Origin of the sequence: Sandarakinorhabdus glacialis (assembly GCF_014643455.1) — a bacterium.
Classification (GTDB): Bacteria; Pseudomonadota; Alphaproteobacteria; order Sphingomonadales; family Sphingomonadaceae; genus Sandarakinorhabdus; species Sandarakinorhabdus glacialis.
On sequence record NZ_BMJM01000014.1, the window covers coordinates 1 to 23665 of the forward strand.

Here is a 23665-nt window from a genome sequence, read left to right on the forward strand (position 1 = left end):
TGCGCTCGGCAACAGTCCCGCCTTGCCGAGCGCCCCGGACAAAAAATCGTGCGCCTTCGTCAGCTCGCCGATCTTGGCGTGCAAGGTCTTCACGTCGATCGCCGGTTCCGCCGGCTCAGCGTGGCTGTCAGAGCCGAAAACCCCGGCAGCACCTTCCAGCAACTGCCCGCGCCAAGTCGTGATCTGGTTCGGGTGAACGTCAAACTGCTGTGCCAACTCAGCCAGCGTCTTCTCGCCCTTCACGGCAGCCAGTGCCACCTTCGCCTTGAAAGCCGGACTATGGTTCCGGCGTGTTCGCTTCGTCATCTGGTCTCCTGTTCGGCAGCCATCCTGGCCGCCTTCAGGCAGAAACTCCACTTAGCCGAATGTGCAGATTAGCCGAGCCACCTCTAGCACGTCGGTCGGGCTTTATCGCTCGCCCTTTCCGTGGCATTAGAAGTTGTGACCAACGCTTTTCTTGCGGGAACCTACTGGCGCCGCGTTGGCGCCAGTCTCGAACGTATATGGGAGAATGTCCTCGATTGGGAGCATCTGCCTGTACTCCACGCAGGCAGTTTCGCCGCAGTTGAACTGATCGATGCCGGTGCCGGCGGCTGGCGTATCCGGCTGACGCCGCAGCCGGGCGATGCTCGCGCGGCGCAGGTGTTGCGCCTCGATGTCGACAAGGCGCAGCATGGCTATCGTGTGACGACCGAAGCCGGCCCTCGCCTGTCGAGCGAAAATCCGCGTCGCGCTTGCACCGAACGGGCACTATGAAACCGGCGTCGTGGTCGAATACTATGTGTCCGTTGCCGATCCCGGACGGCGCGCGATGATCGGGGTGGTCTACAAGACCCTATGGGACGAGGATGAGACAATGATGCGCCTCCGCGAAGCGGCGCTGGTGCCCGCCGAGCGAACTCCGATACCTGAGTGCGTCGAGGTTGGCCCGGCTGCCGCCCTGGCGTTGCCGCTCGTGTTCGCGTTCGGGCCGGGACGCTTCCGGCTGGTCGATCTCGACGGCAGGCTCGTCGCGCACAGCGTTAGCTGCTTGCACTGGCTCGGGCCGCTTGACGAAGCGGTCGTCGAGAACGGGCGTATCCGCTGTCCGTGGCATGGCTACTGTTTCGATGTCGCGACTGGGCGCAGCGCCGACGGGCGTGGGATTCGGCTGGCACCCGCTCCGGCGATCGGGATCGAGAACGGCATCGTCGTCGCGCGCCGCGCGTGAGGGTCGTGTTGTTCACTCGCTGGCCCGAACCAGGACGCGCCAAGACACGGCTGATCCCGGCACTCGGGGCAGACGGCGCTGCAGCGCTGCACCGCCGCTTGACCGAGCGCGCCGTCGCTGCCTGCTGTGCCTCCGGCCTAAAGGTCGAGGTCTGGGTTACCGGGGCGCCGCTGGCGGACTTCGCGGCGTGGCTCGGCGAGCATTTGCTGCTGGTCGAACAGGGCGATGGCGACCTCGGTGCCCGGCTGGCGCGCGCAGCGGCGACCGCGCCGGTGGTCCTCGTCGGTGCCGATATCCCTGACCTGACCGCCGGGCACCTGCGCCGCGCAGCCGCCGCGCTGGCTGATGCGCCGGTGGTGATCGGCCCGGCGGAGGACGGCGGCTACTGGCTGCTCGGTCTCGCCGCGCCGATGCCGCCGCTGTTCGAGGGCGTGGCTTGGGGCACTTCGACGGTGTTTGCGGACACGGTCGCGAAGCTTGCCGTGCCCCCGGTCACGCTGGAGACGCTTGCCGATCTCGACCGGCCCGACGATCTCGCGAAGTGGCCGGCGCTGTGACGGCGGTCGCCATCGTTGTGCCGATGCTCGACGAGGCAGCCGTGTTGCCACGACTGCTGCGCTGTCTCGCTGCGCTCTATCCGGCACCGTCTGAGATCGTCGTCGTCGACGGCGGCAGCAGCGACGCCTCCGTCGCGGTCGCGCGGGCCGGCGGGTTGACCGTCATCGAGGGGCCGCGCGGGCGCGCGGCGCAGTGCAACGCGGGTATCGCGGCGACGAGCGCGCCGGTCGTATGCGTCCTTCACGTCGACACCTGGCTGCCCGACGACGCTGTCGACGTGATCCTGCGCACGTTTGCCGACCCGCGCATCAACCTCGGTGGGTTTACCGCGATCCTGTCGGGGCCGGACAAGGTGCGCTGGGTGACCTCGTTCCACAACTGGATCAAGACCTGGTACGCGCCGCTGATATTTCGCCCGCATTTGTTCCTGCGCGGCGGGCGGCTGCTGTTCGGCGATCACGCGATGTTCTTTCGCCGCGCCGACTTCGACGCCGTCGGCGGGTTCGACGCGCGGATGATGGTGATGGAGGAGGCCGACCTCTGCGTCCGCATGGCGCGGCTGGGTCGGGCGCGACTGGTCAACCGTATCGTCCTGACGTCCGATCGCCGTGTTGCCCGCTGGGGCGAATGGCGCGCCAACTGGGTCTATTTGAAGGTCGGCGTTATGTGGGGCCTGAACATCCCCGGTCGCTGGGGAAGCACTATCCCGATGTGCGGTGACAAAGCCGCGCGCGACGCATGCCGCGACTAACCGGCGCAACCACGCCGCATCGGTCGGGGGACAGGGCGGCACCAACAGTTCGGCGTTCGTCGTGTCGAAGCGCGGCGCGCGCAGAAGATAGGCGGTATAGAGCGCAGCCGCAGCAGCGTGCCAGCGCCGCTCCGGCAGTGCCAGCGCGCTTACATCGAACGCTTCGGGAGGCACGAAGATTGGCCGGCCGAGCCCCGGCACGGACGCGATCGCATCGCCAAGCGCTGCGAGCGGGGTCGCCGCTGCCGCGACGAGATGTACAGTGCGGCCCCGCGCACCTTCGAACCCCTGCGCCAGCGCGACGATGCCGCGGGCGACATGGTCGATCGGCACGAGGTCAAGCGCCGCGCCCGCGGCACCGGGCAGCGTCTGCAGCCGCCGCTCGGCGATCAGGCGGAACACCGCATAGATGTTGCCGAACTCGCGCAGCGCGCCGTCGCGGCTGTCGCCGACGACGATGGAGGGCCGCGCGACGACCACCGGCAGCCCGCGCCCCGCCGCCGCCGCGACTAGCGCTTCCGCGGCTGCCTTGCTTGCCTCATAGACGTTGGTGAAGGCAGTGCCGCGCTCGCCCTCGCCGATAAACCCGTCGCGTGTCCCGCAGACGTACGCGGTGCTGATCTGAAGCAGTGGCGTGCCCCGCCGCTCCGCGAGGGCGACGATATTGGCGGTGCCATCGACGTTAACCGCGCGATAGGTCTCGGGCGGCGCATCGAAAGCGGTAATCGCCGCGGCATGGACGATCAGGTCGGGGCGCGGATCGACCGCGAGCCCGAGGCCCACTGCCCGCACGTCGGCGGCGAGCGTTGCGACCGCCCCCGGTGCCGGCGGCCCTTCCCAAGGGCGGCTCGGAATGACGCGGCCGTCGTTGGCGACGATGCGTTGCGTGCGATGGACCAGTGCGGTGACGGCGTGGCCGGCATCGGCCAGGCGGCGCACGACCTCGCCGCCGATCAGCCCGGCCGCCCCGGTGACGACGACGTGCATCAGGCGAACGGCGCCGCGAGAGCACGCCCGAGCGCGACGTCTGCGCCGGCTGCCGCGTCGTCGACCCCGATAAGAATGCGCGCTGGCTCGACACCGGCGACGAAAGTGCCGTGCAGGCGGTCCCACAGGCTGAGCCCGCTTGACCAGTTGCTCTCGCGCTCGGCGAGGCATTGCGAATGGTGGATGCCGTGCATCCGCGGCGTCGTCAGCACTAGCGAGGCCCACGCATCCCAGCGTGCCGGCAGGCGTAGGTTGGAATGGTGGAACAGGATGGACAGGAGGAAGAACTGCTTCCACGCCGCCAGTGTCCGCGGGCCGATGCCGCTCAGCCGAACCTGCGCCGCCTGCCACGGCAGCGACACCGCCATGTCGACGAAGTGGAAACGCAGCGCCGTCGACATGTCGAGGTCGGGGTCGACGTGGTGGACCCGGTGCAGCCGCCACAGCAGCGGCACCCGGTGGGTTGCGACGTGCCAGCGATAGAAGCCATAGTCCATCGCCACAAAAGCCGCGACCGGCCCAAGCGCGCCCGGCAGCCAACCGGCGAGGCCGCGCCGGTCGCGCACGTTGGCGCGGGCGATGGCCTGCGTCGCCGGTGCTTCGGCCAGCAAGACGACGCCTGCGCACATCGCGCCCATGACGAGGTTGCGCGCGATGCGGGGGCGGACCGGCCGAGTGGTGCGGCGCAGTGGCCGCCGGCGCTCGCCCAGCGCGATGGCCGTGATAGCTGCGAGCAGCAGGACGGTCCCGGTTTTGCTCATCGTCCGCCCAGCTTGCGTCGTGCCGAGCGCACCACGTTAAATGCCCCATAACCTGCTAGCACGGCCAGAAGCACCCACACTAAGGCCGGGATGCCGCGCCCGGCGACCGCGAGATAGAGGTACGCCGAGACGAAGCACAGACCCGCCGCGACGATCCATAGTACGGCCGGCTTCGCAGCGCGCAGCCGTCTGACCGCGAGCCCAAAGAACAGCAGGAAGAAAGGAATCACTCCGATATAGATCGCCGCAAAGAACAACGGGGCCACGCCGTAACGCGCGCCGAGCGCCAGCACTTGGTCGAGACCGGCGCGCGCCGCGTACATCATGCCGCGCAGCTCGCGCCGCCGAGGACGCAGAAGCGCGCGCAGTGCGGATGGTTGAGTGCCACCGGAACCGCGGCCTCGGCCAGCGTCGCGCCCATGTCGAAGCGCGGGTCGCGGGGCAGAAGCGTGCACGCGGCGACGCGCGGGGCGGGTTCGCCGCGGCGCTTCACTACCATCCGGCTCGACGCGCACATGATGCTTGCCGGCGTGACGTTCAGGATCGTCCAGCAGGCGGCGCTGATCTCCGGCACGTCGCGGCTTGCGTCCATCTCCGGGAACAGCGCCAACTCGGTGAGATCCGCAGCGTCGATGGCGACGCCGAGACTTTTGAACAGCGCCGCATAGCCTGCACGCGCCGCGGCATCGGTCTCACCGGGCAACGAGCGTCCGGCGACCGCTATCTTGAATCCGGCTCGCGACAGCCATTGCAATCCATCCAGCGCTGGAATCCAGCTGCGCGGTCCGCGCTCGGCTTCGTGGACCTCGGCTGTGTGGTGGTCGAGGCTGACCCGAAACGTCAGGCGGTCGCGACGCGGCATCGCCAGCAGCGCCGCCTCCGACCGCCGCATGGGTCGCATTGCGTTGGTCAGGACGAGCACGTCGAAGCCGCGATCCAGGCACAGTTCGAGCATCGCGGGCAGGTCGCGGTTCACAAACGGCTCGCCACCTGTAAAGCCGATCTGCTGTGTCGGCAGCCGGCCCTGCGCGATCTCGTCGAGATATAGGCGTACGTCCTCGAGCCCGAGAAAGACCAGTGAGTCGTTCACCGGCGAGCTCTCGATATAGCAGGTGCGGCATGCGAGATTGCACAGCGTGCCGGTGTTGAACCACAATGTGATCAGGCCGGTCGGAGCGACAACGGCGCGCGTTTCGCCGGTCGCGGTCCGCCTCGGGTCGCGGAACTTCGCCGGGTCGAGCGCCGGCCCTGGGGAAACAAACGGCGAGATCATCGGCGCGATCTTGCCAGCAGCTGCGCCCAGCCGCGTGTCCAGCGGTTGAAGACCAACGCGTCTTGGCTGGCGAAGGCCGCTTTCTTCAGGTGCTCGGCGCGGTTGGGGTACGGCACGATCAGGTTGGCGACGCCGAGAAGGCTGGCTTTGCCCGCGACCATCATTGCCGCGGGCAGGATCAGGTCGCCTGCATGGGGGCCGACAATGGTCGCGCCGACCAGTTTCCGACCGTGCTTAATCAGCTTGACGAAGCCGGTCGCGTCGCCCTCGGCGATGGCGCGGTCGTTGTCGGCGAAGTCCTCGCGCCAGACGTTGATCTTGCCGCCGTACCGTATGCGGGCCTCGGCCTCGGTCAGCCCGACTTGAGCAACCTCGGGGTCGGTGTACGTCACCCACGGGAGGGCGCGATAGTCGGCCTTCGCCGGCAAGCCGAAGCCGATCTCGACGACGATGTTCGACCCTTCATAGCCCGAGACATGGGTAAAATGCGGCCCCGGACGACAGTCTCCGATTGCGTAGATACGCGGGTTCGATGTCCGCCGTCGCGCGTCGGTGGCGATGCCGTGCGCGTCGTGCCGTATGCCTGCCGCCGCCAGTCCGAGTGCCGCAAAATCGACGCTGCGTCCGGCCGCCAGCAATAGGTGGCTTCCCGCAATGGAGGAGCCGTCCTTGATATGGACCGTCACGCCCGCCTCGGCGCGCACGACCTCGCCGGTGACGAACGCCACGCCCTCAGCCCGCAGCACCGCGACCGCAACCGCCGTGGCATCGGCATCGTCCTTCGGCAATGCCGATCCCGGTGCGATCACGGTGACTCGGCTGCCGAGCCGTCGGAATGCCTGCGCCAGTTCAACTCCGACCGGGCCGTTGCCGACGATGACGAGGTGCTCGGGCCGCTCCGTCAGGCCGAAGATCGTCTCGTTAGTCAGGTAGGGGATCGCCGCGATCCCCTCAATCGGCGGCACCAGCGGTCGCGACCCGACCGCCAGCACTATCCGGGGCGCGGACAGGGCAAGCCCGCCGACGGTCACGTGCGAACGTCCGGTCAGTACTGCTTCGCCCCGGATCACTTCGCAGCCGAGTTCGGTCATATGCTCGACGCTGTCGACAGGCGCGATTCTCGCGATGGCGCGGTGAACATGGGCGTGGACCGCGGCAAAATCGATCTCCGGGTCGGCAGCAGCGATCCCGAGCCGCGCACCGGTGCGCAGGTCGTGCGCGCGTCGTGCCGCGGCGATCAACGCCTTCGAAGGCACGCAGCCAGTGTTCAGGCAGTCGCCACCCATCGCCCCGCGCTCGATCAAAGCGACACGCAGGCCCAGCCGCGCGCAGCCGCCGCTGGCGGTTAACCCGCCCGCACCCGCGCCGATGACGATGAGATCGTGCGTATACAGGTTATCGCCTCTTGACGCCGCGCTCGGGTGTTCAGGTCGAATGCAGTTTCAAGCTACAGTGGTTACCGTCGCTGGTCCATGGCCGAACCGTCGGCGCTGCTTATAGTCGCGCCGGCACGCAGGAAGAAATATCGTGAAGACCGTATTGGGGCACCGTCGGCGGTTTGGGCTTGTAGTCCTGTCCGGCCTTTCCGGGGTCGAGTGGCCCCTGCACCCCGGTCCGACGCGGTGCTCTTCGCTGACCATGAAGGCCTGCTGGTGCGCTTCGTGCCGCGCCACGGCAGCGGCCACCGGTTGTCACCCGACCCGATCGACTACCGCGCCAATATCGATTCGTTCAAGCGTGCCGATATGATGACCTAGCATTACAGTTGCTCTACAGCTTTGAACCAACGACTTTATCATGGATGGGAAGTCATAGATGACGGGTGCATCGATCGAGACGACGCTGGAACTTTAGGCATCATCGCTTCGGGGTGTGAAGGCGAGGATGCGTGGCCTGTTCACGCGGGACCGCGTTGCGGACACGCTGAGCGACATCGTGCGCGATTATGTGATCGAGACACTCGGCGCCGACGACGCCGTGCTGGTCATCGACGAGACCGGGTTCCTGAAGCAGGGCAAGGCGTCGTGCGGCGTTGGTCGCCAATATACCGGCTCGGCGGGCAAGATCACGAACTGCTATCGGCGTGTTCGCGGCGTACGTGTCGCGCCATGGCCACGCCTTCGTCGACCGCGCCTTGTATCTGCTTAAGGCCTGGACGGGCAGCCCGGCTCGGATGGCGGCGAGCCATGTGCCCGTGGGCACGGTGTTTGCGACCAAGCCGGCGCTTTCGGTTCAGATGATCGGCCGCGCGATCGTTGCTGATGTCCTGTTCTCGTGGGTAGCGGCCGACAGTGTCTATGGCGTCGGTGACATCGAGCAGGCCCTTCGCCGCGCGAGCAATGGCTATGTTCTCGGCGTCAACGCCAATCATCACTTCGGCTCCTGGGCCGGTAAACCCGCCGTCTCGGGCACCGCCGACGAGATCGCCCGCAGCCTGGATCCGGCCGCTTGGCAGCGGCTGTCGGCGGGTGAGGGAACCAAGGGCGCTTGGCTGCATGACTGGGCCTATCTCGAGCTCGCCGATCTTGATGCTGCCGAATACGACGAGGCGGGATCCGGTTTATGGACGCGCGGGCTGTTGATCCGCCGTAACATAGCCGACGGCGATTTGGCGTTCTTTACCACTTGGTGTCCGGCTGGAACGACGATCCATGCCCTCGTGTCGGTCGAAGGGCATCGCTGGGCGATCGAGGACAGCTTCGAGACCACCAAGAACGAACTCAGGCTCGACCATAACGAAACCCGATCCTGGCATGGCTGGCATCGGCACGTGTCGCTCGTCATGCTATCCTTTGCGATGATGGCCGCGATCCGTCGCCGGGCGAACCAGACACCGCACCCAAAAAGAATGCGGACACCACCCTGTCGCCGCTGATCCTCTGGGCCCAACGCCGCATCCCGCCCGCCCACATCATAGCCTGGTCAACCTAACGACGCGCCCATCAAGCCGACGCCAAACAAGCTCATATAAACCGCAGAACGCAACTGTAATGCTATGGATCCGGCGAAATTTGCAGAGCATGCAGGACTAGACAATTCCTCCCCAGTCGCGCAAAGCACTTGCGACTGATTACTATTATCAAGGATCCTTCTGTGCCATCGATCAGCCGCCTTATATATCTTGGAAGTGCTACAACCGCGTTGGCCTTGTCCGCCACAGCCCAGGCGCAGGAGACGCCCCGAGGCAACGCTGCCCGGGAGCCAGTGCGAATCCAGGGGGCAACCGTCTATGGCACCGCGATCGATGCCACGGCGGAGAGCCAAGGAACCTATAAGGTAACGGGAATAACGGGTGCGATGCGTACCGATACGCCGCTGGTCGATGTTCCGCAGGCGGTCAATATCGTCACCGTCAAGCAGATCCAGGACCAAGCGGCCAACAGCATCGGCGAAGCCGTCCGCTACGTCCCCGGTGTGTTTGCCGCCCAGGGCGAGGGCAACCGCGAAACACTGGTGTTCCGCGGCAATTCGACGACCGGCGATTTTTTTGTCGATGGCGTGCGTGATGACGTCCAGACCTATCGCGATCTCTACAACATCGAGCGGCTTGAGATTTACAAGGGCCCCAATGCGATGATCTTTGGACGCGGCGGCATCGGGGGGCTTGTCAACCGGGTAACCAAGGTAGCCAATTGGAATGCGGTCCGCGAGTTTCGGCTGGAGGGTGGAAGCTTCAACAACACGCGCGCCCAATTCGACCTGGACATGCCGCTCTCTCAGAGCGCAGCGGTCCGGGTGACCGGCGTGTACCAGAACAGCGACAACTACCGGGATGACGTGAACTTCAACCGTTGGGGCTTCAACCCGACCGCGTCGTTTCGTTTAGGCGCGAATACGACAGTGACGCTTGGCTATGAACACTTCCAGGACGATCGCATCGCCGATCGCGGTGTCCCGGCACGGTTCGGGGGCTCCGCGACCAACGTCGTCGGGCCGCTCGATACACCGCGCGGCCAGTTCTTCGGCGATCCGGTCGGCAGCCCGACCTTCACGAACACCGATGCGGGGACACTCTATATCGAGCACCGCTTCAGCAATACCCTCACGTTGCGCAACCGCACCCGCTACGCCGATTATGACAAATTCTACCGCAACGTCTTCCCAGGTGCAGCGAACGCTGCCGGCACCAGCGTCACGATTCTGGCTTATGAGCATGCAACCCAGCGGCGGAACCTGATCAACCAGACCGACCTGAATGCCGAATTTTCGACCGGTCCGATCACTCACACGCTGCTTGTCGGCGCGGAACTGGGACGGCAAGAAACCGAAAACCTCCGTAACGAAGGCTTTTTCCCGATGAGCAGTGTCGACAGCGTGGGCACATCGTCGATCCTCGTGCCGATCACGGCATCGAACATCCGTCGTTCCGATCTAATCTATCGTCCCGCTGCCAACAGCGGCAACAACGCCGGCGTGCTGGAGATTGCAGCGGGGTATGTCCAGGACCAGATCGCATTGTCGTCCATGTTCCAGCTCATTCTGGGAATTCGCTACGAATATCTCAACACTAGGGTAACCGACCGGCGTTCGGCAGCGTTTGTGCCCGCAACCCAGCAGCGCGAATTCGACGTGACCGACAATCTATGGTCACCGCGCGCCGGGTTGATCTTCAAGCCGGCCGAGAATGCATCGATCTACGCAGCTTATTCGCGGACTTATCTGCCGCGCGGCGGCGATCAGTTAGCCGGTCTTTCGATTGCCAATCAGAGTCTCGACCCCGAAAAATACCAGAACTACGAAGTCGGGGTGAAGTGGGATATCAACCCCGGCTTCAACGTCACTGCCGCCGTGTTCCGGCTCGATCGCAGCAACGTGCTGGCGTTAAGCGATCCGAACAACGCCGCCTCGCGAACCATCCCGATCGGTCGCCAGCGTACCGAAGGTGTCGAGCTGAGCGCGCAGGGATCAATTACCGACCAGTTGAGCGTCGTGGGTGCCTATACTTATTCCGACGCCAAGTTCCGCGACACCGTATCGGGTACGGTGGTCGCCGGGAACCAGCTGGCCAATGTGCCAAAGCATAGCGGATCGCTTTGGACGCGGTTCAATTCCGGTGCAGGATTAAGCGGCGCGATCGGCGTGATCCGCCAGGGACGCCGCTTCGCAAGCACCGACAATTTTGTTTCCATGCCGGGCTACACCCGCGTCGATGCCGCTGCGCTCTGCGACTTGAGCGAGCGCCTTACCTTGCAGGTCAATGTCGAGAACGTCCTTAACACGCATTATTTTCTGTACGCGAATAACAACAACAACATCACGCCCGGTTCACCAACCGCGTTCAAGGCCGGCTTGACGGCGCGGTTCTGAACATGATCGGGGTAAGCTTTGTTGATTGGCAGGAGCGCCTCCAATCGAGGATAGCAGTGGGCAGTCCGTCCGGTGGGAGGGCAGAGGTGGCTCGGTTTGTTTGAACGGGCTCGGGCGATGCTCAACAAGCTCAAGAATGCCCGCCGCCTTGCAACGCGATACGACAACACCGCAGGTAGCCATCTTGGCTTTATCCACCTCGTCTCAATCCGGCTGTGGATGCGTGAATTTGTCAACGTCTCCTAGCGCCCTGACCATGCGCTTCAACTCACGGAAATCGGCAACCTGATTGCCCGTCCAATATCGGGCCGAGTACTCTCACAGATGGAATATGCTGGTGACGAAGGCCTGCCGAACGACAGTCTGCGCCATCGACTTTTGCATAGCGTCCCACCGCAACTGGTGGCGAGCGCTGGAGACCAGCACTCCGTCCTCGTCGTATTCGTCGTCAATCTCGCCGCTTTGTACGTAGCGGTCATAAACGGCTTCGACAGTCTACAGCTCGGAGAGTCGGTCGGGGCAGGCAAGGGGAACTGAAATCATCCTATGATTACGTTGCCCAGTTTTGTCACGTCCGGGGCACCGAATGTAGCTTATTCGAAATGTTTTGTTCGGCATCTCGGAGCGAGAGTGGCGAGGCCGTGGGAATACGCTCAGACCCGCGTGACTGACACAGCGAGATCCTAGCATAGATCGCGAGATCGTTGATCTGAACGGCGCCGGGCTTGCCGAAGGGGTCCCCTTGCGGACACTGGCAGCACGGCCGCTTCCGACCCAGTTGCGGACGATCTCACGACCACGGTCGAACGGCAGCTTCCGCCCGAAGCGGCCGTTTGATTCCTTCCAAGCCGTTGGCCTGCAAGGTGCCCCAGTATCGGATATACGGCTGATTTTCTTTAAAGCCTGAAAGCGGAATTGCCGCTTACCCTTCGCTGGAACCGATTGGTAAACGACGATCCCAGAATCGCGTCGGTTCTTTTAACTTGATCTCGATCATGAAGGTTTCTGTAAGCCTGATCGCATCAGCATGACCGCCAGAAATATCGAAGCGATCGCTGCAAAGACGGCGCCAGCAAGGAACGTTGCAGCGGCCCCTTGGTTTGACCAAATTACGCCAGCCACGCTGCTCGCCGCAAGCAATGTGACGCCGCTTGCGAGGTTGAACAGACCGAAGGCCGTGCCGCGCAGGTTTGCGGGGGCCGCGTCGACCACGAGCGCAGCCAGCAGCCCCTGAGTCAGACCCATGTGCAGACCCCACAGGCCAACGCCGAGTAGCACCCCGAAAATCTCCTGCGACCACGCCATCACAAGATCGGCGATGACCAGAACGACGAGGCCGGCAAGAAGTACGAGCCTGCGGTCAACGCGATCGGACAGGCTCCCCGCCGGCGCCGACACCAAGGCATAAACAACGTTCATTACAACGAGCACCAGAGGGATGAGGGCGGCGCGCAGGCCGACATCGCTGGCGCGCAAGACCAGAAAGGCTTCGCTGAACCGTGCCATCGTAAAGACAACACCCAGCGCAACCACTCCCCAGAATGGTTTGCCGAAAGAGCGGACATCTGACCATTGGACGGGTGGGCGAACGGCCTTGCCGGTCGCCGAAACAGGCGGCTCCTCGACACCGACGACAAGCAGCAACACGGCAATGATTGCCGGAACGATAGCCCAGGCGAACACGCCCCGAATGTCGCCCGCCAGGATGATCATCAGCGCCACGGCGATGAGTGGCCCGGTAAAGGCACCGACCGTGTCTAGCGATTGGCGCAACCCGAAAGCCGCGCCGCGAATCGCGGGCGGCGTTATGTCGGCCACCAGCGCGTCGCGTGGAGCACCGCGGATGCCTTTGCCGACGCGATCGACAAAGCGCGCCCCAAAAACTTCGAACGGCGTCACCGCCAATGGAAACACCGGCTTGGTCAAAGCGCCAAGCCCATAACCGATGACCGCCAGCAACTTGCGCTTGCCGAGCCGGTCGCTCAGCCATCCCGAAAACACCTTGGTAATCGATGCCGTGGCTTCGGCCACCCCCTCGATCAATCCGACAAGGGCAACGCTGGTCCCAAGGTTCGCGACAAGGAACACCGGCAACAGGCTGTGAATCATCTCCGACGAGATATCCATGAACATCGAGACAAAGCCGAGCGCCCATACACCGCGCGGAACGGCCGCCAGCCCCGATTTCAGCGGACCTTCAGGCATAGAAAACCTTAATAGAGGCGACAGCCAGCGTCACGGTTCGACCCTTGGAAGGAAATAGTGGCGGATGATATTCTCGACGACCCAGCCTTGCCACCCGCAACGACTTCCCGGCTCCGGCCTCTGGTGGTGGCTCAACGCCGCGCGAGAATCGCTTTCATCTGCGCAATTTCATCCCGCTGCGACTTGATGATACCTTCGCACAGCATGACAAGCTGAGCATCCTTCAACGACGCCTGTTCGCACATCAAGATCGCGCCGGAATGATGGGGTATCATTGATCGCAGGAACGCTGCATCGTTGATGGTTGTTTGCGTGCGAATGAGGCCGAAACAACCAACAAAAATGACCACCGACCCGATAAGCAGGCCAGAATTCAGCAGTTTTGACGGAAACATGTCGCGCATGGCCAGGATCATCAGCACCACCATGGGTGCAACCATCATCAGGGTCATGTACAACATATTGAGGTTATTGTAGAAACTGCTGAGGCGATCGATCATGACGAACATGACCAGGTACATGATCGCGCCGCCGATAGCAGTCTGCGCTCCGAGATTCAGATAGGGGTTCTTCATCGAATTGCCTTCCAGTTGCTGCAGCCAGGCACCGGGGTGATGGCTGCACAGGGTTCCTTCCGGTCGTGATGTCAGGTCGCATTGTGCGTATCCGCCCCGGTTGTCGGAACAGGACCGATGCCCGCCATTTCAATAACAGGCGCAAAGCCTCCACCGGGCGTTCGCATATTGGTGGTCTGGCCTTGGTAAAGGCGGGCGACCGCGAGCAGCGTTGCGCCGGCATAGGTGTAGATTCTGATATCGAGCTTGAACGCGGATGGTGCACCATTGTGGACGACCATGCGGCTGCTCGGCGGCGCATAGGCTTGCGCGACATAGCCACCGCCCAGGATCTCGGCCCAGACCTTGCGGGTCAGTTTTTCGCCGCGATAAGCTGCTTTGCTGCCATGGCCATCAAGGCACAGATCAGGATGAGGACGATACGGCGCACGCAAGTTCGTTAACACAGCAACGGTGCCGGCGCAAAGCATCCGGCCTCGGTCAGCCTGCGACCTTCGCGTACACCCGGTCCGCCGCGGTCCAGTTAACTGCGCCTATGAAGGCGTCCACATAGGCGGCGGCCTTGGCACCATAGTCAATTGCATATGCATGTTCGTACATATCGAGGGCTAGGATTGGCGTTGCCCCTGCCAGCGTCATGCTGTGGTCATTCGCCCACTGGTTGACGAGGCGGTTGTCGCGGTGGCTGTACGTCAGCAACACCCACCCGGACCCGCCGCCGAGTGCCTTGCCCATTGCGCTGAACTCCGCCCGCCAGCGCGCGTCACTCCCGAAATCCCGCTCGATCGCCGCCGCCAACGGCCTGTCCGGCCGGTTGCCAGCGCCAAGCCCGGCAAAATATAGCTCATGCAGGATCATCGAGTTCCAGGCGAGAAGTTCTTCACGCTTCAATCCATTGATCATGAAGCCCGCCGCCGCTGCCGGATCGAGCCCGGCAAATTCCGCCTGGATTACGCCAAGCCGCTTCACTGCGCCTGTGTAGTTGTTAGCGTGGTGGCTGAGCAGCAGCTTCTCCGACAGTCCAACGATGGTCTTCGGGTCGAATGGTAAGGGCTGCGCCGAGAAGAGTTTCATGGCAATGGGCGCTTGTCCACCAATTGCGGCTCCTGCTGGAGCCGCCAGCAGAGCGCTTGCCGAAGCCAGACCGCCCGCCTTGAGCACGCCACGTCGATCGATCGCTTTCTGGCTCATGGAAATAGCTCCTGATACTGATTGCGCTTGTCGGTTCTGTGCCCCCAGGTCAAATCGCGATGGCGACCATGATGGCACAGGTGACCGAGGATCAGTATCATAGTGGTCAAGTCACGCGAAGCGCAGCCTTTTGTGATTGGATTGCCAAAAGCTGATTGTTCAGAAACGGTCAGTCATATGCATAAGCCGTCCAACGCTGGATTACCCGGAGATGGTCGCTTCTGACAAAAGCCGCCGCTTAGCCGAGGCAAGTCGAATGACGGATAAGTCCCAGTTTCCGACATTCCAGTCTGCGCCATAGGAGCTCGAAAAAATGACTGGTTTGATTAAATGGGGGGCGACCGGCGACAACGGTACATAAGCTGTTTGTCAGGATTGCCTGACGGCGTGCATCGCTGACAAGCGGCGAAGTAAGGCAGGGGGACTGAAATTTCCCAATGATTAGAGTGCCCAGTTTTGTCACGTCCGGGGCACCACTCCCGACATGTTTACGTCACGAACGGCCTGGCGCCCGCCATCTCGGCGCTGTGCCTTGCGAGCGACACGCCCATTCCAAACCGATAATGACTTGCAATCCTGATACCAGTGCGCATCCCCCAACTTCGCACGTCCAACCGCCGGCGGGAATCCCAAACAGGACTCCTCCGTCCCGATCAATCCACTAGCTTGCCTCACTCTGCCGTTTATCGGCAGGTGACATTCTTCCGATCGATCGAATTGCCAAGCACCGCCCCAAGCCCACCGCCCAGCAGCGAGCCCAGCAACTTCGACCCGTTCGGCGCGATCAGGTTGCCGAGCACGCCGCCGCCGAGGCCGCCAATGATCAGGCCGGTCGTACCGTCGCTGCGGCGGCAATAATAGCGGTTGTCCTGCCCGCGATAGACGCGGTCGTTGGCGCCCAGCCGGCGCGGCTGGTACCGGTTGTCGGCGACATAATAGCGATCGGCCTGATAGCTGCCATAGCGAGGATCGGGACGGTTATAATCATAGCGTCGATAATCGGCATGGTTCGATCGGCCATCGCGCCGGTAATCGTCGCGGTCGCCGCGCTTGTCGTGCTTGTCGTGCTTGCCCTGCTTCTTGCCACCGGCATTCGACCAGGGCGGCGGATCGGCACTGACGGGCAATGATGGAATGGCGACGGCAAGCGTCAGGGCAGTCAGGATTGCGATACGCATTGGGGCTTCCCGTTGTCATTGTTGTATCTGGCAAACGGTCAACCGGCCCGAATGTTCCGCCTGCAATACATTCGCAGGGTCTTTCCGGGGGTCTCTGGCGAGCATGGATCCCAAACTTCTCGACCCGGCCGGCGCGCTCGCCTAAGCCGCAATGCAACATGGACGCCTTATCCCCCCCGCCGCCACGTGTCCCCACTCGCGGCGAGATCCTCCTGCTTGGCACGCTGACCGCGTTCGGCGCGCTGACCATCGATCTCTATTTGCCGACATTGCCCAGCATCGCCCGCGAATTCTCGGTTTCCGCCGCCACCGTCCAGCTGACCTTCACCGCCTTTTTCATCGGCATGGCGCTCGGGCAGCTGGTCTATGGCCCGGTCAGCGACCGCGTCGGCCGCCGCCCCGCTATCCTCACCGGCTGCGCCGTCTATGTCGTCGCCAGCATCGCCTGCGCCTTCGCGCCCAGCATCGAATGGCTTATCGCCGGGCGCTTTGCCCAGGCGCTCGGCTGCTGCGCCGGCGTCGTCGTCGTCCGCGCCGTCGTCCGCGACCGCTACGAGCACCGCGACTCGGCGCGCATCTTCTCGCTGCTTGTCCTCGTCCTCGCCGTCGCGCCATTGATTGCGCCCACGGTCGGCGCGTGGCTCGCGATGCTGTTCTCGTGGCGCGCCGTATTCATCGCGCTGACGCTGTTCGGTGCCGTCGTCGGCACCATCGTCTGGTTCCGCCTCGATGAAAGCCGCTCCCCGGAAACCGCTGCCAAGGCGCACGGCGAATCGGTGCTCGGCGCCTATCTGGACCTGCTCGGCCACCGCCGCCTCATCGGCTACACGCTGGTCTCGGCCTTCAACGGTGCGACGCTGTTCAGCTATATCGCCACCGCGCCCGATCTTGTCATCGACATCTGGGGCTTCACCCAAGGCCAGTTCGGCATCATCTTCGCCGGCATCGCCGTCGGCGTCATCGGCTCGAGCCAGGTCAATCGCTACCTGCTGCTGCGCTTTTCACCCGATCGCATCCTCGCCATCGCCTGCCTCGTCGCCGTCGTCTGCGGCGCCGCCCTCCTTGCCGCCGCGCTGGCCGGTGCCTCGAAATGGGTCATCATGGCCGGGCTGTTCGCCGTCCTCACCTCCAACGGCTTCATCGCCGCCAACGCCCTCGCCGGCGCCCTCAACGTCGATCCGCTCCGCGCCGGCACCACGGCGGGCGTCTTCGGTGCCGCCAACTTCGCCTTCGGCGCCGTCGCCTCGGCCTTCGCCGCCGTCCTCCACGACGGTACCGCGGTCCCCGTCGCGATGACGATCTGCTTTAGCCTCATCGCCGGTTGCGCCGCCTATTTCACCCTCGCTCGCCCGCGCGGCCATACCGCCCAATGACCGAAAGCGCCTTCGGCCTGCGCGCCTTCCTGCTCGCACTCGCAGTCGTCGCTGTCTGGGGCACCAATTTCGTCGTCATCCGCATCGGCCTCGACAGCCTGCCGCCGCTGCTGTTTGCGGCCTTGCGCTTCACCCTCGTCATCGTCCCCGCGCTCTTGTTCATCAAGCGCCCCGCCGTGCCATGGAAGGACCTCGCCGCCTTCGGCATCTTCATCGGCGTCGGCCAGTTCGGCTTGTTGTTCATCGCCATCGATGGCTTCATCGCCCCCGGCCTCGCCAGCCTCGTCGTCCAGACCCAGGTCGTCTTCACCATTGCCTTCGTCATGCGCGGCACGGGTGAACGGCTCGTCCCCGCCCAATATGTCGCGCTCGCCCTCGCCGTCGCCGGAATCGCCATCATCTTCACCCATGTAGGGGGCACGAACACCCCCCTCGGCGTCGCCCTCGTCCTTGGCGCCTCGCTATCCTGGTCGCTCGGCAACATGGTCCAACGCCGCGTCGGCCGCATCGACATGCTCGCCTTCGTCATCTGGTCGTCGGCCTTCGCCGTGCCGCCGCTGTTCGCGCTCGCGCTGCTGTTCGAAGGCCCCGATCGCATCGTCACCGCCGTCGCCGGCGCCACCCCCATCGTCTGGGCCGCCGTCGCCTGGCAGGCGGTCGGCAACACCATGTTCGGCTACGGCGCCTGGGGCTGGCTCCTCGCCCGCTACCCCGCCGCCTCGGTCGCCCCGATGGCGCTGCTCGTGCCCGTCTTCGGCATGGGCAGCGCCGCCCTCTGGCTCGGCGAGCCGCTCCCCGCCTGGAAGCTCCTCGCCGCCGCCCTCATCATCGGCGGCCTCGCGGTCAACCTCTTCGGCCCCCGCCTCCTCGCCCGCCGCGTCCCCCCTGTCGCCGGCGCCTAACGCTTGTCGAACGAATAAGCCTCGGTCTTCCCCGCTGCCGTCACCCACGCCGGCCGCGCCTGCAACCGCTGCACATACGCCGCCAGATTGGGGAAATGCGTCCCCAGTCCCTGCGCCACCGCAATCTCGGCAATAAAGCTCATCATGATATCCGCCCCTGACAGTTCATTCCCGACCAGCCAGTCATTCTCCCCCAGCGCGCCCGCAAAATACGCCACATGCGCGCCGATCTGCTCCTGGATCCGCGGCGTCAACGGCGCCGCCGCCTCGCCCAGCCGCGCCGTATAAAGCGCCAGCAAAAACGGCGTCATCGCCGACCCCTCGGCAAAATGCAGCCACTGCAGATATTCCTCATGCGCATCCGAACCCGGGGCAGGGGCCAACCGCCCGCCGCCATGCTTGCGAATGATATAATCGGTAATCGCGCCCGACTCCGAAATCACCTTTTCGCCATCGCTTATCACCGGCGACTTGCCCAGCGGATGCACCGTCTTCAGCTCCGGCGGCGCCAGATTGGTCACCGCATCGCGCGAATACGCCTTGATCTCATACGGCAGCCCCAGTTCCTCGAGCAGCCACAGGATGCGCTGCGACCGGCTGTTATTGAGGTGATGAACGACGATCATGGCATTCTCCTAAAGGCACACCCCTCCTAGCCGCATTCCCCGGCGCCGATAAACCACCTAAAGCAGCAGCGTCATGGCCATCACCATCCCCGAAACCGAGCTCATCGAGAGCTTCATCCGCGCCTCGGGTCCCGGCGGCCAGAACGTCAACAAGGTCTCCACCGCGGTCCAGCTCCGCTTCGACGTCCGCGCCTCGCCCAGCCTGCCCGACGACGTCGCCGTGCGCCTGATACGGCTCGCCGGCAGCCGCATGACGCGGGACGGCGTGCTCATCATCACCGCCGACAGCTTCCGCAGCCAGGACCGCAACCGCAGCGACGCCCGCGAGCGCCTCCACGCGATGATCGCCCAGGCCGAGGTCCGCCCCGTAAAACGCCGCCCCACCCGCCCCAGCACCGGCGCCCGCGAACGCCGCCTCACCGGCAAGGCGGTCCGCTCGGGCGTCAAGCAGGGCCGCACAAAAGTCCGCGGCGACGATTGAACCGAATGATTGAACCGCTGCCGCACCAAAGCGTTCTATCGGTTCCTCTTCCAAAACGTCGCAGGTCCCACTATCTCTGCGATGTCGTTCAGCCCCCGAAAGGAAACATCATGGCCATCAATCAGGATAATTTCGAAGGCACGGTAAACGAGTTCGGCGGCAAGGTCGAAGGCGCGGTCGGCAGTGCATTCGGTGATTCCAAGACGCAGGCCGAAGGCAAGATCACCGAGCTGAAGGGCAAGGCCGAACAGGTTTTGGGCAAGGCCAAGGACACTTACGCCAAGGCCAGCGAAAAGGCCCGCGAATGGGCCGACAACGCGCCCGAAGCTGCCCGCGAGGCCCGCGAAAAGGCAAGCCGTCTCGCCGAGGAATCGACCGCAAAGGTCCGCCAGACCGTCCAGGAGCAGCCCGTCACCGTCCTCGCCGGCGGCATCGCGCTCGGTTTCGTCATCGGCTGGCTGCTCAGCGGCCGGAAGAACTAGGTCGAAGTGCGGCCGCGCGCAGCGATTGCTGCGTGCGGGTTCGCGCTAGACCGGATGGCGGGGCGGCAGGGACTCCTGCCGCCCCGTTACCTTTTTTGCTAATGCTGCCCCTCCGGCTCTTCCATCAACTCGATCAGCACCCCGCCCGCATCCCGCGGATGCACAAAGATCACCGGCACGCCGTGCGCCCCGATCCGCGGCTCCCCGGTCCCCAGCACCGTCGCTCCGCGCGCGCGCATCGCATCACGCGCCGCAATGATATCCTTCACTTCGAAGCAGACATGGTGCTGCCCCCCCGCCGGGTTCTTCTTCAAAAACCCGTGGATCGGCGAATCCGCCCCCAACGGCTCGATCAGTTCGAGCTGGCTGTTCGCCACGTCGATAAAAGCCACCCGCACGCCCTGGGCCGGCAGGTCGAACGCCGGCACACTCACCGTCGCGCCGAACAACCGCGCGTACATGGCCACGGTCGCATCGATCGACACACAGGCAATGCCGACATGGTTGAGGCGGCCCAGCAACAGCGGCGGCAGTTCGGATACAGTCATCGGCGCGGCGTCCTCAATGGCGAAACTTGCCCCTGATTAGCGCCGCCTGCCCAAAAACCAACCCGGGCAATGATCAGTTCAGGCTCAGTGTCAGCAGTCCGGCGATACCCGCCACCACGGTCCCGTTCGCGCCGCCTTCGAAGCCCGCCACAGCGACCGTCGGCCCGCCATTCCGCGACCAGCGCGCGATAGCCGCCACCGTTCCGGGCGCCGTCCCGGAATCCACCACGACAGTCTTGACCCGCGGATCGACCGCCAGCATCCACATCGCGTCCTCGGTATTTCCGGCAGTCACCGTCGACTCGGGGTGCATCTGCGCCAGGTCGATATAAGTTCTCCAGCCGTCTCTGGGCGTTCCCACCAGCAACGTCCGGTCCCGAATCAAGAGTGTCACGCCTGTAGGCAAAGTTCTGGACCGGACCATACAAGCACTCCCACATGATCACTATTCTCGCAAAAAACCCGTTCGTCTGTTCGCAAGCGTACCGTTATGACGAGGTGCCGCGATGTCACGCCAGTGTCACAGTGTCACGATCATCCAGAATTGGTGCGTTTTCATATTGAACCGTTTCTGGCTTGTATTCAGAAACTATTTGATCACATCATAGGCAGCGGCTTCAGGCATGTGGGTGAAGGCGCAGGGAAATCGTTCTTCTCTGGCCCTGATACGAGTGGCATCATGACGGACATTTCTCGACGGAAAATCCAGAACATCCTGCTGAGATCATTATCGGCAGAAAGTTTTGCGTTGGTCAGCGGCGATTTCAAAACGCGCAACTTCGCCCTGCGCACGTTGTTGCTGTCCCCCGGCGAGTCGATCGAAGTCGTCACCTATCCCGAAACCTGCGTCGTTTCGGTCGTCGCGACTACGGCCGAAGGTCGCCAGGCCGAAGTCGGCCTCGTCGGCGTGGAGGGCCTGGTCGGCATCGCCGCGGTCTTTGGCGAAAATCATTCGCCGATCGACTGTTTTACCCAGGTCCCCGGCGACGCGCTGCAACTGCCGGTCCGCAGCTTTACCGCAGCCATGGAATCAAATGCCGATTTCCGCGCCGTCCATTTGCGCTACGCCCACAGCTTCCTCATCCAGGTCTCGCATTCGGCGCTCGCCTATTCGGCCTATAACGTCGTCGAGCGCCTCGCCCGCTGGCTGCTGATGACCCACGACCGCTCGCGCACCGACGACATCGTCATCACGCATGAATTTCTTTCGCTCATGCTCGGCGTCCGCCGCGCCGGCGTCACCACCGCGCTGCAATCGATCGTCCGCCTCGGCTATATCAGCACCCACCGCGGCCGCGTCGGCATCCTCGACCGAACCGGCCTCGAGGAACTCGCCGGCGACAGCTACGGCACCCCCGAAGCCGCCTACCGCCGCGCCTTCACCCTTAGTCCCGGCGACGCGACCAACTGACCTGCCGCCTTGAATTTCTTTTGAGGGCTGCAGGCCACCGCTTCCCAAAAATTGTCATCCCGGGCTTGGCCCGGGACCCAGTTTTTACCGCGGTCGACCAGAACACTGCAGACACCCCAGCTCTCTACCACCACAGTTCAATCTGCCAGATGGACCACCGGCCCCGCCACCCTCGGTTTCCGCAACAGCAGCAGCAACGGCATCATCGCCAGCGTGATCCAGAGCATCATCATGAATACATCGAGATAGGCGATCATCGCCGCCTGCTTGTTGACCGCCCCGTCGAGCATGGCAATCACCGCATCCGCCCCAAGCGCCTGGCCGATGGCGCCATCCGCCCAGGGCATCGACGACGCGCTCAGATTACCGGCGATATCGGCATGGGCGACCTGCGATTGCCGCGCCAGCACCCCGACCGTCAGGCTGATCCCGATCGACCCGCCCAAATTGCGCAGCAGCATATAGAACCCCGCCGCATCGGTGCGCAGGTCGGGCGGCAAGGTCGCAAAGGCCAAGGTATTAAGCGGCACGAACACCAGCCCGAGCCCGGCGCCCTGCAGGAACCCAGACAGCGCGAACGGCGACGAATCCATGATCGGCGAAAACTGCGTCATCATCCACATCGAGAGAGACGATAACATCAGCCCGGCGCCGATCATGAGGCGTGCATCGACCTTGCCGATGATCTGCCCGGCGCCCATCATCGCCATCATCATGCCGATGCCGCGCGGCATCTGCAGCACGCCCGCCCCGATCACCGGGTATCCGAACAGCGATTGCAGCATTGTCGGCAGCAACGCCGTGGTGCCGACCATCAGCAGGCCGACCAGCGTGATGAAGGCGAACCCGGTCATCACGTTGCGATCCCTCAGCATCCGCCGGTCGATCAGCGCCTCGTCGCTGGTCATGACATGGACGCCGAAGGCCCATAAGGCGCCGATCGCGACCCCGGCCTCGAGGCAGACTTCCCAGCTGGCGAACCAGTCGAGCTGCTGGCCGCGATCGAGGCACATCTGCATCGCCCCGACACCAACCGCGAGCAGTCCAAAGCCGAGCAGGTCGAAGCGCCGCGCGCTGGTCTCGGCCTGCGGCAGCACCGCGGCGGCGAAGAACAGCGTCATGATGCCGACCGGCAGGTTGATGAAGAACACCCAGCGCCAGTTGAAGCTCTCGGTCAGGTAACCGCCGATCACCGGCCCCAGGATCGGCCCGACCATGATGCCGACCCCCCACCACGCCATCGCCTTGCCGTGTTTCGATTGCGGCCAGACATCGAGCACATAGGATTGCCCAAGCGGCGCCAGGAACGCCCCTGCCGCCCCCTGGATCATGCGAAACACGACCATCTGCTCGAGCGACTGCGCCAGCCCGCACGCCATCGACGCGACGGTGAATCCCGCCACCGAATAGAGGAACAACTGCCGTCGCCCGAGCTTGCTCGCCAGCCACCCGGTCAACGGCGTCGCGATCGCCGTGGCGACGATATAGCTCGTCAGCACCCACGCAATCGTATCGCTCGCCGCCCCCAGCGACGGCTGCATATGCGGCAACGCCACATTGGCGATCGTCGAATCGAGAATCGTCATGAACGTGCCAAGCATGACGACAACAGTAATGACGAGCGGCGAAGCCGGCGCGCGGTCAGGCAGGACAGGGGCCATACTAGCCACCAAAGCCCCCCTCTCCCGCCCGCGGGAGAGGCGAGAGACGCGCCACTTGGCGCGGCCCGGGTGAGGGTGTCTTCACTTACCTCCCCCTAGAGGGGAGAGACGCGCCGCTTCGCGCGGCCCGGGTGAGGGTGCTCTTCTTCTGCCCCTCTCCCTTCAAGGGAGAGGCGACTCTCGCC

General features: G+C 64.1%; 25 protein-coding genes and 3 pseudogenes. 13 read left to right on the plus strand and 15 right to left on the minus strand.

Features of this window, described 5'->3' with window-relative positions:
• A partial coding sequence (locus IEW98_RS14365; RefSeq protein WP_243450790.1) for a transposase occupies positions 1-306 on the minus strand: 306 nt, incomplete at its 3' end.
• Between the two features lie 135 nt (positions 307-441).
• Between IEW98_RS14365 and IEW98_RS14370 the strand changes: the two genes are divergently transcribed.
• Genes IEW98_RS14370 through IEW98_RS14385 form a run of 4 tightly spaced genes read left to right on the plus strand, consistent with a single transcriptional unit; the run spans position 442 to position 2519 of the window.
• Positions 442-756 carry a hypothetical protein gene (locus IEW98_RS14370; RefSeq protein WP_188763939.1) on the plus strand — a complete coding sequence of 105 codons (315 nt, stop codon included), beginning with the start codon at positions 442-444 and terminating at the stop codon, positions 754-756.
• 10 nt (positions 757-766) lie between these two features.
• A complete protein-coding gene (locus IEW98_RS14375) occupies positions 767-1210 on the plus strand; it encodes a Rieske (2Fe-2S) protein (RefSeq protein WP_188763941.1) in 444 nt (147 codons plus the stop codon).
• Positions 1211-1215: 5 nt separating this feature from the next.
• Complete coding sequence (locus IEW98_RS14380; protein ID WP_243450791.1) at positions 1216-1767, plus strand: TIGR04282 family arsenosugar biosynthesis glycosyltransferase; 552 nt, start codon at positions 1216-1218, stop codon at positions 1765-1767.
• The gene (locus tag IEW98_RS14385; RefSeq protein WP_243450792.1) at positions 1752-2519 is read left to right on the plus strand and encodes a glycosyltransferase; all 768 of its coding nucleotides are present in this window, start codon (positions 1752-1754) and stop codon (positions 2517-2519) included. Before IEW98_RS14380 ends, IEW98_RS14385 begins: the two co-directional genes overlap by 16 nt.
• A 327-nt stretch (positions 2520-2846) precedes the next feature.
• On the opposite strand, the pseudogene IEW98_RS16575 reads toward IEW98_RS14385, so the two are convergent.
• The 5 genes and pseudogenes from IEW98_RS16575 to IEW98_RS14410 form a co-directional block, all read right to left on the minus strand.
• Positions 2847-3506, minus strand: a pseudogene (locus IEW98_RS16575) (SDR family oxidoreductase); the annotation flags it as partial.
• Positions 3506-4267, minus strand: a complete 762-nt coding sequence (locus IEW98_RS14395) for a sterol desaturase family protein (protein ID WP_188763945.1) — start codon at positions 4265-4267, stop codon at positions 3506-3508. The gene IEW98_RS14395 and the pseudogene IEW98_RS16575, both read right to left, overlap by 1 nt.
• A complete protein-coding gene (locus IEW98_RS14400) occupies positions 4264-4593 on the minus strand; it encodes a hypothetical protein (protein ID WP_243450793.1) in 330 nt (109 codons plus the stop codon). Before IEW98_RS14400 ends, IEW98_RS14395 begins: the two co-directional genes overlap by 4 nt.
• On the minus strand, positions 4590-5540 hold the full coding sequence (locus IEW98_RS14405; protein ID WP_188763947.1) for a radical SAM protein: 951 nt from the start codon (positions 5538-5540) through the stop codon (positions 4590-4592). Before IEW98_RS14405 ends, IEW98_RS14400 begins: the two co-directional genes overlap by 4 nt.
• Positions 5537-6976 carry a dihydrolipoyl dehydrogenase family protein gene (locus tag IEW98_RS14410; protein ID WP_308785509.1) on the minus strand — a complete coding sequence of 480 codons (1440 nt, stop codon included), beginning with the start codon at positions 6974-6976 and terminating at the stop codon, positions 5537-5539. Before IEW98_RS14410 ends, IEW98_RS14405 begins: the two co-directional genes overlap by 4 nt.
• A 159-nt stretch (positions 6977-7135) precedes the next feature.
• Here IEW98_RS14410 and IEW98_RS14415 point away from each other — a divergent pair, with 159 nt between their 5' ends.
• The 4 genes and pseudogenes from IEW98_RS14415 to IEW98_RS14430 all read left to right on the plus strand — a co-directional run.
• The gene (locus tag IEW98_RS14415) at positions 7136-7297 is read left to right on the plus strand and encodes a hypothetical protein (protein WP_188763950.1); all 162 of its coding nucleotides are present in this window, start codon (positions 7136-7138) and stop codon (positions 7295-7297) included.
• A gap of 115 nt (positions 7298-7412) precedes the next feature.
• Positions 7413-8415: pseudogene (locus IEW98_RS14420) on the plus strand (IS701 family transposase).
• A 266-nt stretch (positions 8416-8681) separates the two neighbouring features.
• A complete protein-coding gene (locus IEW98_RS14425; RefSeq protein WP_243450794.1) occupies positions 8682-10847 on the plus strand; it encodes a TonB-dependent receptor in 2166 nt (721 codons plus the stop codon).
• 123 nt (positions 10848-10970) lie between these two features.
• Positions 10971-11093, plus strand: a pseudogene (locus tag IEW98_RS14430) (IS5 family transposase); the annotation flags it as partial.
• 747 nt (positions 11094-11840) lie between these two features.
• Here IEW98_RS14430 and IEW98_RS14435 read toward each other — a convergent pair.
• The 5 genes from IEW98_RS14435 to IEW98_RS14455 form a co-directional block, all read right to left on the minus strand.
• Positions 11841-13052 (minus strand): MFS transporter, encoded by a 1212-nt coding sequence (locus IEW98_RS14435; protein WP_188763952.1) that lies wholly within the window; start codon positions 13050-13052, stop codon positions 11841-11843.
• Between the two features lie 131 nt (positions 13053-13183).
• On the minus strand, positions 13184-13627 hold the full coding sequence (locus IEW98_RS14440) for a DUF305 domain-containing protein (RefSeq protein WP_188763953.1): 444 nt from the start codon (positions 13625-13627) through the stop codon (positions 13184-13186).
• 71 nt (positions 13628-13698) lie between these two features.
• A complete protein-coding gene (locus tag IEW98_RS14445) occupies positions 13699-14097 on the minus strand; it encodes a hypothetical protein (RefSeq protein WP_188763956.1) in 399 nt (132 codons plus the stop codon).
• 10 nt (positions 14098-14107) lie between these two features.
• Positions 14108-14818 carry a superoxide dismutase gene (locus IEW98_RS14450; protein WP_188763958.1) on the minus strand — a complete coding sequence of 237 codons (711 nt, stop codon included), beginning with the start codon at positions 14816-14818 and terminating at the stop codon, positions 14108-14110.
• A 683-nt stretch (positions 14819-15501) separates the two neighbouring features.
• Positions 15502-15996, minus strand: coding sequence for a glycine zipper 2TM domain-containing protein (locus IEW98_RS14455; protein WP_188763959.1), 495 nt, complete (start codon positions 15994-15996; stop codon positions 15502-15504).
• A gap of 158 nt (positions 15997-16154) precedes the next feature.
• Here IEW98_RS14455 and IEW98_RS14460 point away from each other — a divergent pair, with 158 nt between their 5' ends.
• Together IEW98_RS14460 and IEW98_RS14465 are read left to right on the plus strand one after the other, a co-directional pair.
• Positions 16155-17369: a multidrug effflux MFS transporter gene (locus tag IEW98_RS14460; RefSeq protein ID WP_243450795.1), complete on the plus strand. Its 1215-nt coding sequence runs from the start codon at positions 16155-16157 to the stop codon at positions 17367-17369.
• Entirely contained in the window at positions 17366-18271 is a 906-nt protein-coding gene (locus IEW98_RS14465) for an EamA family transporter (RefSeq protein WP_188763961.1), read from the plus strand. Before IEW98_RS14460 ends, IEW98_RS14465 begins: the two co-directional genes overlap by 4 nt.
• On the opposite strand, the gene IEW98_RS14470 is transcribed toward IEW98_RS14465, so the two are convergent.
• Positions 18268-18897, minus strand: a complete 630-nt coding sequence (locus tag IEW98_RS14470; RefSeq protein WP_188763963.1) for a glutathione S-transferase family protein — start codon at positions 18895-18897, stop codon at positions 18268-18270. The two genes, IEW98_RS14465 and IEW98_RS14470, sit on opposite strands and share 4 nt — an antisense overlap.
• Before the next feature lie 73 nt (positions 18898-18970).
• Between IEW98_RS14470 and arfB the strand changes: the two genes are divergently transcribed.
• Together arfB and IEW98_RS14480 are read left to right on the plus strand one after the other, a co-directional pair.
• Positions 18971-19378, plus strand: a complete 408-nt coding sequence (gene arfB / locus IEW98_RS14475) for an alternative ribosome rescue aminoacyl-tRNA hydrolase ArfB (protein WP_188763965.1) — start codon at positions 18971-18973, stop codon at positions 19376-19378.
• A gap of 110 nt (positions 19379-19488) precedes the next feature.
• Positions 19489-19860, plus strand: a complete 372-nt coding sequence (locus tag IEW98_RS14480; protein ID WP_188763967.1) for an ElaB/YgaM/YqjD family protein — start codon at positions 19489-19491, stop codon at positions 19858-19860.
• Positions 19861-19958: 98 nt separating this feature from the next.
• Here IEW98_RS14480 and mce read toward each other — a convergent pair whose 3' ends face one another.
• Positions 19959-20408 carry a methylmalonyl-CoA epimerase gene (mce, locus tag IEW98_RS14485; RefSeq protein ID WP_243450796.1) on the minus strand — a complete coding sequence of 150 codons (450 nt, stop codon included), beginning with the start codon at positions 20406-20408 and terminating at the stop codon, positions 19959-19961.
• A 73-nt stretch (positions 20409-20481) separates the two neighbouring features.
• Positions 20482-20802, minus strand: coding sequence for a hypothetical protein (locus tag IEW98_RS14490; RefSeq protein WP_188763969.1), 321 nt, complete (start codon positions 20800-20802; stop codon positions 20482-20484).
• Between the two features lie 285 nt (positions 20803-21087).
• Between IEW98_RS14490 and IEW98_RS14495 the strand changes: the two genes are divergently transcribed.
• On the plus strand, positions 21088-21819 hold the full coding sequence (locus IEW98_RS14495) for a Crp/Fnr family transcriptional regulator (protein ID WP_188763971.1): 732 nt from the start codon (positions 21088-21090) through the stop codon (positions 21817-21819).
• Between the two features lie 137 nt (positions 21820-21956).
• Here IEW98_RS14495 and IEW98_RS14500 read toward each other — a convergent pair whose 3' ends face one another.
• The gene (locus tag IEW98_RS14500; protein ID WP_188764058.1) at positions 21957-23480 is read right to left on the minus strand and encodes a DHA2 family efflux MFS transporter permease subunit; all 1524 of its coding nucleotides are present in this window, start codon (positions 23478-23480) and stop codon (positions 21957-21959) included.
• Positions 23481-23665 lie beyond the last annotated feature (185 nt).

What these genes read in the sequence shown, in the direction of transcription:
- IEW98_RS14395 (WP_188763945.1), bottom strand. Translation starts at nt 4,267, where the DNA reads ATGAGCAAAACCGGGACCGTCCTGCTGCTCGCAGCTATCACGGCCATC.
- IEW98_RS14400 (WP_243450793.1), bottom strand. Translation starts at nt 4,593, where the DNA reads ATGATGTACGCGGCGCGCGCCGGTCTCGACCAAGTGCTGGCGCTCGGC.
- IEW98_RS14405 (WP_188763947.1), bottom strand. Translation starts at nt 5,540, where the DNA reads ATGATCTCGCCGTTTGTTTCCCCAGGGCCGGCGCTCGACCCGGCGAAG.
- IEW98_RS14435 (WP_188763952.1), bottom strand. Translation starts at nt 13,052, where the DNA reads ATGCCTGAAGGTCCGCTGAAATCGGGGCTGGCGGCCGTTCCGCGCGGT.
- IEW98_RS14440 (WP_188763953.1), bottom strand. Translation starts at nt 13,627, where the DNA reads ATGAAGAACCCCTATCTGAATCTCGGAGCGCAGACTGCTATCGGCGGC.
- IEW98_RS14445 (WP_188763956.1), bottom strand. Translation starts at nt 14,097, where the DNA reads ATGCTTTGCGCCGGCACCGTTGCTGTGTTAACGAACTTGCGTGCGCCG.
- IEW98_RS14450 (WP_188763958.1), bottom strand. Translation starts at nt 14,818, where the DNA reads ATGAGCCAGAAAGCGATCGATCGACGTGGCGTGCTCAAGGCGGGCGGT.
- IEW98_RS14455 (WP_188763959.1), bottom strand. Translation starts at nt 15,996, where the DNA reads ATGCGTATCGCAATCCTGACTGCCCTGACGCTTGCCGTCGCCATTCCA.
- IEW98_RS14460 (WP_243450795.1), top strand. Translation starts at nt 16,155, where the DNA reads ATGGACGCCTTATCCCCCCCGCCGCCACGTGTCCCCACTCGCGGCGAG.
- IEW98_RS14465 (WP_188763961.1), top strand. Translation starts at nt 17,366, where the DNA reads ATGACCGAAAGCGCCTTCGGCCTGCGCGCCTTCCTGCTCGCACTCGCA.
- IEW98_RS14470 (WP_188763963.1), bottom strand. Translation starts at nt 18,897, where the DNA reads ATGATCGTCGTTCATCACCTCAATAACAGCCGGTCGCAGCGCATCCTG.
- arfB (WP_188763965.1), top strand. Translation starts at nt 18,971, where the DNA reads ATGGCCATCACCATCCCCGAAACCGAGCTCATCGAGAGCTTCATCCGC.
- IEW98_RS14480 (WP_188763967.1), top strand. Translation starts at nt 19,489, where the DNA reads ATGGCCATCAATCAGGATAATTTCGAAGGCACGGTAAACGAGTTCGGC.
- mce (WP_243450796.1), bottom strand. Translation starts at nt 20,408, where the DNA reads ATGACTGTATCCGAACTGCCGCCGCTGTTGCTGGGCCGCCTCAACCAT.
- IEW98_RS14495 (WP_188763971.1), top strand. Translation starts at nt 21,088, where the DNA reads ATGACGGACATTTCTCGACGGAAAATCCAGAACATCCTGCTGAGATCA.
- IEW98_RS14500 (WP_188764058.1), bottom strand. Translation starts at nt 23,480, where the DNA reads ATGGCCCCTGTCCTGCCTGACCGCGCGCCGGCTTCGCCGCTCGTCATT.